This window comes from Variovorax sp. PBL-H6 (assembly GCF_901827155.1).
Taxonomy (GTDB): Bacteria; Pseudomonadota; Gammaproteobacteria; order Burkholderiales; family Burkholderiaceae_C; genus Variovorax.
The window spans coordinates 2,812,670-2,824,653 of sequence record NZ_LR594659.1 but is presented as its reverse complement, the minus strand read 5'-3'; the positions used below and the strand labels follow the sequence as shown (position 1 = coordinate 2,824,653).

Sequence of the window (11,984 nt, the reverse complement as noted above, 5' to 3'; positions counted from 1 at the left end):
GCGGCCTGCGGCAGTGGCGCGGCAGCGGAGCGGTCGGAAGAGAGGACGGAAGTCTGGACAGTCGACAAGGGCATCCGGCGAGTCTGGAAAGCCGGGCTGAAAAGTCGCTGAATGACCTGGTCAGCTTCCGTTCAGCTTGGGAAGGACACCCGCTGGCGCATCGCGCCTGAAGTATTTGAGGCGAAGCAGCGCATCCACGGCGAACCCGGTGGTCCAGCAGAGCCAGGCGGTCCACAGCGTGTGGCTCATGTAATGCGCCCCCCGCTGCTGCTGCGCCAGGCCCAGCAACAGCCCAACCACCATAGCACCCGCGAGCCACACCCGCGCCGCGGACGGCGACACGCGCCGCAGCACGAACCACCCGGCCACGAAGGCGAAGCCCGCGGAGGCGTGCCCGGCCGGGAAGCAGCCACCCGGTCCGCCGTCGCGCACGCCCCATGCCCAATGCGACACGTAGTGGGCCATGCCGCCGAAGGCCTGGAGGTCCCAGGGACAGCTGGTCGCGCTCGCCTGCTTGACCAGCGAGACCACCAGCACGCCGGCCAACACGGCGAGGGGGATCTGCGCCCGGTCGCGCATGCGCAAGCGGCGCAACACGCCCACCGGCCAGCGGATCGCGGCGAACAGCGCCGCCAGCAGCAGCCAGCTCAATGACCTGGCGCCCTCGTGCATCACGTGCACGAGGAACCCGTTGTCGCGCCACGGGAAGCCCGTCGGCGTGCCCGAGAGGCCGGCCAGCGCGAGGTCGAGCCCGCTGGCATCCCAGGCCAGGAGCAGGAGCAAGCTCAGAAGTGTCCAGGCGAGAGGCTGCCTGGCGAGTGTGGAACGAAGCATCGAGGCGCGAGCCTAAGTCCGCCTGCTGAACATTGGCTGAAGAGGCCTGCCCCAGGGCCTGCCCTAGACTCCGGTTCTTTGGAAAGGATGGCGACGTGCGCATATTGCTGGTCGAGGACGATGCCGCGCTGGCCAGCGCGGTCTGCAGCTACCTCGAGGCCAAGGCTTTCGTGGTCGATGTGACGCCCGGCCTGGCGCAGGCGCGGGCGGCGCTGGCGACGGTGCAGTACGCAGCCGTGCTGCTCGACCTGCACCTGTCCGATGGCGAAGGTCTGTCGCTGCTGCCGGACGTGCGCGCGCTGCGTGACCGCCCCATCGTGATCGTGCTCACCGCGCGCGACCAGGTCACCGACCGCATTCGCGGCCTCGACGCCGGCGCCGACGACTACCTCATCAAGCCCTACGACCCGGCCGAGCTGCTCGCGCGCCTGCGGGCCGTCGAGCGCCGCCGCAGCAATGCCAGCACGCCCGTGCTTCACTTCGGCACGCTGGAAATCGATCTCGCGCGCGACCTCGTCCGCAAGAACGGGATCCCTGTCGCGCTGACGCAAAAGGAATGGGCACTGCTGCGCGTGATGGCGACCCGGCCCGAGCGCATCCACACGCGCGAGAACCTGGCCGACGCGCTGTATGGCTTCGGCGACGAGGCCGACAGCAACACGCTGGAGGTCTTCATCAGCCGCCTGCGACGCAAGCTGGGGCGCAGCCACATCCAGACGCTGCGCGGCCTGGGTTACCGGCTGTCGTTCTCGCCCGAGGAAGAGGAAGAATGAAATTCGGTTTTCTGCAGCAGGCAGAAGCCGAGCTCGGTTCACGCGATTCGCTCGCCGGGCGGCTGACGCGCACGCTCATCGTCTGGGTCGGCGGAGTCTGGATGCTGTGCGTGCTGGGCGCGGCCTGGTACGTGGACCGCGAGATCAACCACAACTTCGACAACGAGCTCGCCGAGGTCGCGCATCGCACCTTCGACACGGCCGTGCACGAGTTCGACAAGCTGCGAGCGGACCAGCCCGATGCCGCCACGCCGTTGATCCCGCCGCCGCAGCTGTATCCCATCGATGCGGTGCTCTACCAGATGGTCGACGTGCACGAGCGCGTGCTGCTGCGCTCCACCGAGGCGCCTGCCAACGCCTTCGACGTGCCACTCGCGCAGGGCTTCGCCGACAGCGCGGCCTGGCGCATCTACACCGCGCGCCATCCCACGCTCGGGCTCTACCTGCAGGTGGCGGATCCCTTGGACGAGCGCCGCACGGCGCTCAACCGCACCCTCATCGGGCTGATCATTCCACTGATCGCGGTGCTGCCCCTGCTGGCGCTGGTACTTCGGAACGTGGCCCGCAGCGAGCTGCGCGGCCTGCAGGTGCTGGCCGGCGAGATTGCGCTGCGCAATGGCGCGGACCTCCGGCCGATCCGGGTCACGGGCTTGTCGCGTGAGCTGCGCTCGGTCGGCGACGATGTCAACCGGCTGCTGGAGCGGCTGTCCCACGCGCTCGACGTCGAGCGCGCGCTCGCGGCGAACGCGGCACACGAGCTGCGCTCGCCGCTCACGGCCGCCCGGCTGCGGCTGCAGACTGCGCTGGAACACGATCTGCGGCGCCACGATGTCGAAGCCGCTCTCGATGCGCTGGAGGTACTGGGCCATCGCGCCGAAAAGCTGCTGCAGCTCTCGCGCGCCGAATCGGGGGCCTCGTTCGCACGAGCGCAGGTCAACCTGGTCCAGCTCGCGGGGACCGTGGCGCAGGAATTCTGGAAGGATGCGCGCGTCAACGAGCGCCTGTCGCTCAGGGTGCCCGACAGCGACGCGCCACTGGTGATGGGCGACGTGGATGCACTGGCGATCGCACTGCGCAACCTGGTCGAGAACGCCTTGCGCTACGGCCGCGGCCGCGTCGTGATGGAGGTGATGGCGCCCGGCACCCTGGCCGTGCGCGACTTCGGGCCGGGCGTCGGCAGCGCGCAGCTGCGCACATTGCAGCACCGCCATGTGCGCCACAGCTCCGATTGCGCGGGCTATGGACTTGGGCTTTCGATCGTCAACACCATCGTCGAGAAGCACGGGGCGCGGCTCGAGCTGTACTCGCCGCCGCCGGGGGCAGCGACGGGGTTCGAGGCGCGGATCGTGCTGGAGGCAGCCTGATTTGCGAGCGCGCTCAGCTCACGATCGCCCGCAGCCAGTCGGGCAGCGGCAGTGCCTTCTGCTTCGGAAAATCCACCCAGATCGTGGTCGCCCCGCCTGCCGCGCAAACGACGTCGGGCGCATCGGCGCGGGCCATGGTGGCCCAGCTCTCGAAGGTGGTGCGGCCGGGGTCGCTCACATACATCTTGACGAGCACGTCGCCCGGGTACTCGAGCTGCTTGTAGAAGTTGCAGAAGGCATTGACGATGACCACGCCCTGCCCCTCCGGCGAGGGCTCGGCGCCCAGCGAGTGAATCCAGTCGATACGCGCCGTCTCCAGGTAGCGAAAGTAGGTCGCGTTGTTGAGGTGGCCCATCGCGTCCATGTCGCCCCAACGGATGGGGATCGTCATTTCGTAGACCAGCTTCTTGACTTCGGGGATTTCGATTCTCATCGGTGTGCCTTGATGGATGCCAGGATGCCGAGGACGAACAGCAGCGCCGCGGCGAGCTCGCTCGCATGTGGCCAGCGGCCGTCCCACAGAAAAGAATAAAGCAAGGCGAACAGCGTCTCGCTCACGATCAACTGGCCGCAGAGACTGGCCGAGAGCCGCTGGCTGGCGATGCTCCAGAGCACAGTCGCCAGCCATGAAGAACCCAACCCGCCGGCCAGCGCCAGCAGCACAAACAGGCCGCCGTCCGGCTGCGCGCGCAAGGTCGCCGTGTCGGAGCCCGCGGCCAGCCACAGCAGGAAAGCGCCCAGGCCGGTGGCGAGTCCGAGCCAGTTGGTCCAGTCCGCCGCATGCACCTCCGGATGGCGCCGTAGCCAGGCGGCATTGAGCAAGCCGAAGGCAGTCCAGCTCGCCATCGCCAGCACGGCAAGCGCCAGGCCCCAGCCGAAATGCGCACGCCCGGTGTTGGCGATGCCGCCCTCCGGCCAGGCGGCGCCCACCATCAGCCCGATGCCGGCGGCGGTAAGTGCCAGCCCGGGCAACAGGGCCCGCATGCGCAGTCCCGCGGGCCGGCCCAGCAGCATCATCCAGACCGGGATGGTGCCGATGATCAGGCTGGGCACCTCCGTTCCCGCGTGCATGATCGAGAAAGCCAGCAGCAGGTAGTAGCCGGTGAAGCCCAGCCCGCTCAACGCCAGCACGGCGGAAGCCTGGCGCGCATCCGGCCAGCGGTGTCCGGCCGGCCGCCACCAGACGGCCGCGCCCGCCACCGCGCCGAACACGACGAAGCGCGCTGCGGTGATGTCGACCATGCCGAAGTGACCCACCATGCGCGGCGCCACGAACACGAGTCCCCAGAGCGCCCCCGCGGCCAGGCCGGCCGCGATGCCGATGGCAGCGCGACGGCTCAGAGCGCGTATCCGTCGTCGGCCGCGATCACCGCCCCATTGACGAAGTGGCTCTGGCCGCTGGCCAGCAGCACGATCAGCCCATCGAGGTCTTCGGGCTTGCCCAGGCGCTTGCGCGGCAGGCCGCCGACCAGCTTCTGGCCGTCGTCGGAGGCCCAGTGGTCCTCGTTGTTGTCGGTCGTGATGTAGCCGGGACACAGCGCGTTGACATTGATGCCGAAGCGTCCCCATTCGAGCGCCATCGCCTTGGTCATCTGCACCACGGCGGCCTTGCTCATGCAGTAGACGCCGATCTTGGGGATGACCTTCAGCGCGCCCACCGAGGCGATGTTGACGATGCGCCCGCCGATGTAGGTGCCCGGCGCCGCGCCGCGGGCTCGCGCCAGCATGCGCTTGCCGACCTCCTGCGCGATGAAGAAGGCACCCTTGACGTTGGCATCGAAGATGAAGTCGTAGTCCTCGGGCTTCACCTCATCCAGCCGCTGCGTGGTGCTCACGCCCGAGTTGTTGACCAGGATGTCGATGGGCCCGACTTCGGTCTCGGCGCGTGCCACCGCGGCCTTGATGCTGCCCATGTCGGTTGCATCGAGTTCCACCACGTGGGCGTCGCCGCCCTCGCCTTCGATGCGCGCTCGCAGCTCCTTCAGGCGGTCGGTATGGCGGCTGGCCAGCACCACGGCGGCGCCGGCGCGGGCCAGCGCCTTGGCGAACTGCGCGCCGAGCCCGCTCGATGCGCCGGTGACGAAGGCCACGCGGCCCGAAAGATCGATGCTGTAAGCCATGAGGGAGGTCCTGTTGGGAGTCGCCGGGGCGACGTGCGGAGGCACGCCGGGCGCCGCATAAAATGGCCCGGCCTTCGCGGCGCCTCGCCCCTTCAAAAACATTATCGACCAGACCCCACATGACGCACGACGAAATCCTCGCCCAGTTCGGCCCCCGTGAAGCCATGGAATACGACGTGGTCGTGGTGGGCGCCGGCCCGGGTGGGCTGGCGACCGCCATCCACCTCAAGCAACTGGCGGCCTCGCACGGCAAGGACATCTCGGTGGTGGTGCTCGAGAAGGGTTCGGAGCCCGGTGCCCACATCCTGTCCGGCGCGATCATGGACCCGCGCGCACTCTACGAGCTGCTGCCTGACTGGGAAGAGCAAGGCGCCCCGCTCAACCAGCCGGTGACGCAGGACACCTTCCTGATGCTCAGCGAGACCGGGGCCTACCGCACGCCCAACTTCCTGCTCCCCACGAACTTCCACAACGAGGGCAACTACATCGTCAGCCTGGGCAACGTCGTGCGCTGGCTCGCGCAGCAGGCCGAGGCACTGGGCGTCGAGATCTTCCCGGGCTTCCCCGCGGCCGAAGTGCTCTACACGGATGACGGCAAGGTGCGCGGCGTTGCCACCGGCAACCTGGGGCTGGGCAAGGACGGCGAGCCGACCGAGAACTTCCAGCTCGGCATGGAGCTGCATGCCAAGTACACGATCTTTGCCGAAGGGGCGCGCGGCCACCTGGGCCGCCAGCTGATCACCAGGTACAAGCTCGACGCCGGCAAGGACCCGCAGAGCTACGGCATCGGCATCAAGGAGCTGTGGGAAATCGACCCGGCCCGTCACGAGCCCGGCCTCGCCGTGCACACCGCGGGCTGGCCGCTGCCGTCCGACACCTATGGCGGCTCCTTCGTGTATCACGCCGAGAACAACCAGCTGATCGTCGGCTTCGTGGTGGGGCTCGACTACCAGAACCCGCACATGAGCCCGTTCGAGGAGTTCCAGCGTTTCAAGACACATCCGAACATCCGCTGGTATTTCGAGGGCCAGGACAAGGGCCTGAAGGCGCCGAAGCGCCTGAGCTACGGTGCCCGCGCCATTACCGCGGGCGGCCTGCTTTCGCTGCCCAAGACAGTGTTCCCGGGCGGCGCTCTGGTGGGCGACGATGCCGGCTACCTGAATGCAAGTCGCATCAAGGGCAGCCATGCCGCCATCAAGACCGGCATGCTCGCGGCCGAGGCTGCCTACGACGCGGTCATGGCCGGTCGCCAGCACGACGAGCTCACGGCGTATCCCGCTTCATTCGAGAGGAGCTGGCTGCACCGGGAGCTCAACAAGGCGCGCAACTTCAAGCAGTGGTTCAAGAAGGGCCTGACGGTGGGCACGCTGATGACCGGCATCGAGCAATACGTGCTGCGCGGCCATGTCCCCTGGACCGTACACCGCCACCAGGCCGACCACGAGCGCCTGAAGAAGGCCGCGCAGTGCAAGAAGATCGTCTATCCGAAGCCGGACGGCCAACTCACCTTCGACCGGCTCTCCTCGGTGTTCGTCAGCAACACCAACCACGAAGAGAACCAGCCGCCGCACCTGACGCTGAAGAACGCCGCGGTGCCCACCGAGATCAACCTGCCCGAGTACGCCGGCCCCGAGGCCCGCTATTGCCCGGCCGGCGTCTACGAGTTCGTCGACGGCGAGAACGGCAAGCCGCGCCTGCAGATCAACGCGCAGAACTGCGTGCACTGCAAGACCTGCGATATCAAGGACCCGACCCAGAACATCGTGTGGGTCACGCCGGAAGGCGGCGGCGGGCCGAACTACGTCGGGATGTAGGCTTCCCTTCCTGCCCGTCGGCCATTCCAGTCAAGTAACCGATGCGCTCACCCATGCCGCTCCATGGCGAGGGGGGCGCCTCAGTGCATTCCCTGCGTGGCGATGCACCCGCAGACGCTAAGCTGCGCGCTTAGCGTGGCGCGCCTGGCGCCATTCTTGCTTCTTCGATGCGAGCCTGCGCTGTCTTATGGGAACTCGAATCACAACCAGCGAAATCTTCGGTCGCCGCGTCTTCGCCAAGCGCGCGGCGCGACGGGGTGAAGGGTTCAATGTCGGGCTGCTGCTGCCCGCCTCGGGTGCCATGGGCCTGCTTGGCCCGTCGGCCTATGCGTGCGCCCAGTTGGGCTGCGAAATGTGGAACGACGCAGGCGGCGTGCAGGGAGAGCCGGTGCGGCTGACGGTGCTCGACTCGGGCGAGAGTTCGCCGGATCTGCATCCCGAACTCGACCGCCTGCTCGCCATGGGGGAACTGGATGCCCTGGTGGCCTTGTGCAACACAGACGTCTGCCAGCGCGTGAGCCGGATCGTCGACTCTCGCGTGCCGCTGATGTTTACGCCGCAGTTCGAGGGCGGCGGCCTGCCGTCGTGGGTGCACGCCTTCGGAGAGACCCCCGATCGGCAGTTGCTGCCCGCACTGGACTGGATGACTCAGCGCTATCGCACGCGGCGCTGGTACCTGCTGGGCAGCGACTATTGCTGGCCACGCCGCGCTCATGCGGCGGCGGTGGGTCATCTCAAGTCCGCGGGAGCACAGGTCGTCGGCGAAAGCTATGTTCCGCTGGGCGAACGCGACTTCGAGCCGGTGCTCGAACATATCGGCCGCAGCCGCGCGGACGCCGTGTTGCTGACCTTGATCGGCAGCGATGCAGTGCACATGTGCAGGGCCTTCGGGGCAGCGGGGCTGTCCGATCGCGTGCTTCGGCTTTCGATCTGCGTGGAAGAAAATGCGTTGCTCGGCATGGGGTATGCCAACACCGCCGGCATGTTCGCTTCGGCGGGCTACTTCGCCAGCGTGGATTCGGACGCCAACGGGGCTTTCAAGGAGCGCTACCACGCCCGCTTTGGTGCCCGTGCACCGGCGCTGAACTCGCAGGCGCAGTCGGTGTACGAGGGCTTCGTGCACCTGCAGCGCCAAACGCAAACGCCGAGGACGGGTCGTGCGCTTCGTGACGGTTCGGTGCTCGACAGCGTGCGCGCAGCTCGCCCGCGCCGCTCGCAGGCAGAGCCTTCGCGGGACAACCCGATCTATCTCGCCGAGGCGCAGGGCATGACGATGCGCGTCATCCAGTCTCTCGCCGGTGCGCGCGGATGAAGTCTTCCAGCAGTCCGCGCAGCTCGCGCTCGCGGGCCGCCCCGAGCGTTTGGGCAAGCCGCTGCCGATGGCGCTCCATGTCGCCGCGCAGCGCATCGACCTTCTGAAGGCCGAAGTCGGAGATGTAGAGGACGACGCGCCGCAAGTCCGCCGGATCGAGCGAGCGCTGCACCAGCGCAGCGTCGACCATCCGGTCGATCAGCTTGCTGGTCGCGGGCATCTGCATGCCCGTGGCTGCGGCCAGGGCCGACATCGAACGTCCTTGCTCGTCGGCCAGCACTTCGAGGACGCGCCAGAACTCCACCGGGACGCCCTCCGTTCCAGCCAGGCGGCGCAGCTCGCTCGTGGCCTCGCGATGCGCCCGCTGCAACAGACCATGAAGCGAGGGTTGAAGTTTGGCGTCGAGCGGCACCTTCTTCATGGCGGGCATCGTGCAGGTGGGTTCCAGTGGTACGAGCGGGTTGTCAACGGGGTGCGGCTGGCGATCTTAAGCGCGCGCTCAGACCACGGTATAGCCGCCGTCGACGACCAGGCGCTCGCCGGTGACGAAGCTCGCCTCGTCGGACGCAAGGTACACGTAGGCGTTCGCGATCTCGGCCGGCTCGGCGAAGCGCCGCATCGGCTGAAGAGCCGCATAGGACGCCATGGCTGCGTCGTAGTCGGCGGCGGTTGCTCGCACGCTCGACACCAGCCCGGGGGTCATCGTCGTGCCGGGGCACACCGAGTTGACGCGGATGCGATCCTTGATGAGCGCCACGGCTGCAGCGCGCGTCACCGAGTCGACGCCACCCTTCGTGGCGTGGTAGGCCGCGTAGCCGGGCGATCCGACCAAGGCAAAGGTGGAGGACGTGTTCACGATTGCGCCGCCCCCCGCTCGCCGCATGAAGGCGATCGCCTCGCGCGTGCCGAAGAAGACCGCCTTGAGGTTGATCGCCACGATCCGTTCCCACTCGAGCTCGGTGGTCTGCTCGAAGTCATGGGTCGACTGCATCGCGGCGTTGTTGATCAATACGTTCAGCCGGCCGAAGCGGCTCTCGCATTCGGCAAATGCCGAATTCAGCTGTCCCACCTGGCTGACATCGCAATGGCGATAGCACGCATTGGCGCCAAGCCCGCGGGCCAGTGTTTCGCCGTTTGCATCGTCGATGTCGGCGATGAGCACCTGCGCGCCTTCCTCGACGAAGCGGCGCGCAATCGCCGCTCCGATGCCCGCTGCGCCGCCGGTGATGACGGCGGCCTTGCCGGCAAGCCGTGCAGCACCGCTCATGCGATACCTTCGAGGTTGGTCAGCGCCTTGCCTTGCGCCAGCGAATCGATGACCAGGTCGCTGCGCGAGACCACGCCGAAGTGGGTCGCAATGTCGTAGAGCGAGCTGTTCTGTTCGCGCTCGCTGGTGGCCGCACAGCAGTCCTGCGGCACCACCACTTCATAGCCCTCGAAGAAGGCATCGTGCACAGTCGAGCGCACGCAGATGTTGGTGACCACGCCGGTGACCACGAGCTGATCGCACTGCATGTCCTTGAGCATCAGGTCCAGGTCGGTGCGAAAGAAGGCCGAGTAGCGGTGCTTGAAGACCCGGAAGTCCTCCGGCCTTGCATCGAGGTCGTCGATCACCTCTGCGCCCCAGCTGCCGACCAGGCAGTGCGTGCCGCGCTTGAGCAGTTCGCGGTCTCGTCGCAGTCTCGGGTCATGGCATTGGATCACCCAGAAGATCGGCACCCCTTGCGCGCGTGCCGCGGCGATGAGCGAGCGCTGTGGTGGCACCAGCCTCTCATAGCCCGGCAGAACCATCAGGCCGCCGGGCTTGCAGAATTCGTTGAGCATGTCCACCACGAGCAAGGCGGTGCGGCGAGGGGCAAGCGTGATGCTCTGTTCGTGGCGCACGCTTGAAAACACGTCATCGGGCATTCGAGTCTCCAGAAAATTCACTTGATCATGCGAAGCCGCCTTGGCAGCGCGTCCGACAGCAGGCCGCCCAGCAGCCCGCGAGGCAGGTACATGACCACTGCCACCAGCACCAGTCCGAGGACCAGGAGCCAGTACTCGCCAAGCGTGTCCGAAAGGAAGCTCTCGAGGTACTTGAGCCAGATGGCTCCCAGCAAGGCGGCCGTCAGCGACTGGCGCCCTCCGATGGCCACCCAGATCAGCACCTCCGTGGACAGGCCGAAGCCGAGCGTCGAAGGCGCCACGAATCCGAACTGCCCCGCAAACAGGCCGCCGGCAAGTCCCGCCACGGCGCCAGCGAGCGCAAACGCGCTGACCTTGTGACGCGCGACCGGATAGCCGAAGGTGGCAGCGCGCGTCTCGTCGGCACCGATGCTGCGCAGCACCGTGCCCCACGGCGAAGCGGCCAGCCAGCCCAGAAGCGCCGTCATCAGGGCGACGATGGTCAGCACGATCCAGTAGCCGCGCTGGGGGTCGAGCATGTCCAGCCCATCCCACAGCGATGGCGGCGGAATATCGAGCAGGCCGTTGAAGCCGCCGATCGCATTCCAATTGGTGGCCACCCGCTCTGCGATCACCCCTGCGCACAGGGTCACGATTCCGAAGAACGCGCCCTTGACCACCCGCCCGATGAAAAGAGACAGGCCCAGCAGCCCGGCGGCCGCCGCACCACCGGCCGTCGCCAGCAGCAAGCCGAGCCATGGCGAGGACGGCAGCCCCGGCAGCATTCCCTTGCTCACCGACGCGGCAAGATAGGCTCCGACACCGAAGAAGAGCGCGTGCCCGAAGCACAGCAGCCCGGCCTGGTTCCAGGCGAAGGCGAGACTGACGGCGAAGAGCCCATAGCAGAGCAGCTGCGTGAGGCGGTTCAGATCGACGCCCGGCCACAGCGGCGCTGAAATCATCAGCAGCCAGATCAGCGCCAGAAGGACTCCGGCACGGGTCATTGTCGTGTGCCCGGCATTCATCGGCGCAGCCCCGTGATGCCGCTCGGGTAGAGACGGATGATCGCGATCGCGATGGTGAAGACGGCGATCTGTGCAATGACCGGGCTCCAGAACGAAGCCATGACCGTCTGCGAGCCGCCGAGCAGTCCGGTCCCCCAAAGCGCGCCGAGCGGCGAGCCCACGCCGCCAACCAGGATCGAAAGGAAGGCCGGCAGGACGAAGCCGAAACCCATCTGCGGATCGACGCTCATCAGCGGCGCCATCACGGCACCTGCCAGTCCCGCCAGCGCAGTCCCGAGGGAGAACGCGGCGCGGTCGATCCTGCGTGCGTCGATGCCGATCGAACGCGCCATGGCGCGATTCACCATTGCGGCCCGGGCGGCGAGCCCGAGGCGGGTGCGGTAGAGCAGCGTGAACACCAGCAGCGCGACCACGACGGCGACTGCGATCACGAGCAGACGGTACGACGAGTAGCTGACGCCGAAGACCGATACCGCCGAGGTCAGGGGCGCGGCAATTTGCTGCGACTGCGGCCCGAACGCGATCACGATGGCCTGCTTGATCGCGATCGACAGCCCCCACGTGGCCAGGATGGTGTCGAGCGGGCGCTGGTACATGCGCGAGATCACGGTGACTTCGGCCAACAGGCCGACCAGACCGGCCAGCATGGCCCCGACCAGCACGCCTGCTGCAAAAGGCAGACCGGCGTTCTGCGACCACCACAGCCCGTAGGCGCCAATCAGGAAAAACTCCCCGTGCGCCAGGTTGATGACCTGCATCAGACCGAAGATCAGGACCAGCCCGATGCTCACGAGCAGCAGGACCGCCATGTAGTTGACCGAATCCAGCAGGATCGGCAGGAGTTGAGCAGTCATG

General features: G+C 67.4%; 13 protein-coding genes. 4 read left to right on the top strand and 9 right to left on the bottom strand.

The annotated features are described in order from the left end of the window. Positions 1–120: 120 nt before the first annotated feature. Complete coding sequence (locus G3W89_RS13345) at positions 121–834, bottom strand: phosphatase PAP2 family protein (RefSeq protein ID WP_162574530.1); 714 nt, start codon at positions 832–834, stop codon at positions 121–123. Between the two features lie 95 nt (positions 835–929). Between G3W89_RS13345 and G3W89_RS13340 the strand changes: the two genes are divergently transcribed. Together G3W89_RS13340 and G3W89_RS13335 are read left to right on the top strand one after the other, a co-directional pair. Continuing rightward, positions 930–1,607 carry a response regulator gene (locus tag G3W89_RS13340; RefSeq protein WP_162574529.1) on the top strand — a complete coding sequence of 226 codons (678 nt, stop codon included), beginning with the start codon at positions 930–932 and terminating at the stop codon, positions 1,605–1,607. After that, the gene (locus G3W89_RS13335) at positions 1,604–2,971 is read left to right on the top strand and encodes a sensor histidine kinase (protein WP_162574528.1); all 1,368 of its coding nucleotides are present in this window, start codon (positions 1,604–1,606) and stop codon (positions 2,969–2,971) included. Before G3W89_RS13340 ends, G3W89_RS13335 begins: the two co-directional genes overlap by 4 nt. 13 nt (positions 2,972–2,984) lie before the next feature. Here G3W89_RS13335 and G3W89_RS13330 read toward each other — a convergent pair whose 3' ends face one another. The 3 genes from G3W89_RS13330 to G3W89_RS13320 form a co-directional block, all read right to left on the bottom strand. Continuing rightward, a complete protein-coding gene (locus tag G3W89_RS13330) occupies positions 2,985–3,404 on the bottom strand; it encodes an acyl-CoA thioesterase (RefSeq protein ID WP_162574527.1) in 420 nt (139 codons plus the stop codon). After that, positions 3,401–4,231, bottom strand: a complete 831-nt coding sequence (locus G3W89_RS13325; protein ID WP_443083171.1) for a DMT family transporter — start codon at positions 4,229–4,231, stop codon at positions 3,401–3,403. Before G3W89_RS13325 ends, G3W89_RS13330 begins: the two co-directional genes overlap by 4 nt. Before the next feature lie 77 nt (positions 4,232–4,308). Further along, positions 4,309–5,091 (bottom strand): SDR family oxidoreductase, encoded by a 783-nt coding sequence (locus G3W89_RS13320; protein ID WP_162574526.1) that lies wholly within the window; start codon positions 5,089–5,091, stop codon positions 4,309–4,311. 119 nt (positions 5,092–5,210) lie between these two features. Between G3W89_RS13320 and G3W89_RS13315 the strand changes: the two genes are divergently transcribed. Beyond that, a complete protein-coding gene (locus tag G3W89_RS13315) occupies positions 5,211–6,905 on the top strand; it encodes an electron transfer flavoprotein-ubiquinone oxidoreductase (RefSeq protein WP_162574525.1) in 1,695 nt (564 codons plus the stop codon). A 187-nt stretch (positions 6,906–7,092) separates the two neighbouring features. Further along, entirely contained in the window at positions 7,093–8,217 is a 1,125-nt protein-coding gene (locus G3W89_RS13310; RefSeq protein WP_162574524.1) for a substrate-binding domain-containing protein, read from the top strand. Here G3W89_RS13310 and G3W89_RS13305 read toward each other — a convergent pair. The 5 genes from G3W89_RS13305 to G3W89_RS13285 form a co-directional block, all read right to left on the bottom strand. Further along, a complete protein-coding gene (locus G3W89_RS13305) occupies positions 8,186–8,638 on the bottom strand; it encodes a MarR family winged helix-turn-helix transcriptional regulator (protein WP_162574523.1) in 453 nt (150 codons plus the stop codon). The genes G3W89_RS13310 and G3W89_RS13305 overlap by 32 nt on opposite strands. 78 nt (positions 8,639–8,716) lie before the next feature. Then, on the bottom strand, positions 8,717–9,484 hold the full coding sequence (locus tag G3W89_RS13300) for an SDR family NAD(P)-dependent oxidoreductase (protein WP_162574522.1): 768 nt from the start codon (positions 9,482–9,484) through the stop codon (positions 8,717–8,719). Continuing rightward, entirely contained in the window at positions 9,481–10,125 is a 645-nt protein-coding gene (locus tag G3W89_RS13295; protein WP_162574521.1) for a cysteine hydrolase family protein, read from the bottom strand. Before G3W89_RS13295 ends, G3W89_RS13300 begins: the two co-directional genes overlap by 4 nt. Positions 10,126–10,142: 17 nt before the next feature. Beyond that, positions 10,143–11,108, bottom strand: coding sequence for a branched-chain amino acid ABC transporter permease (locus tag G3W89_RS13290; protein ID WP_162574520.1), 966 nt, complete (start codon positions 11,106–11,108; stop codon positions 10,143–10,145). A gap of 17 nt (positions 11,109–11,125) precedes the next feature. Continuing rightward, positions 11,126–11,983 (bottom strand): branched-chain amino acid ABC transporter permease, encoded by an 858-nt coding sequence (locus G3W89_RS13285; protein WP_162574519.1) that lies wholly within the window; start codon positions 11,981–11,983, stop codon positions 11,126–11,128. Position 11,984 lies beyond the last annotated feature (1 nt).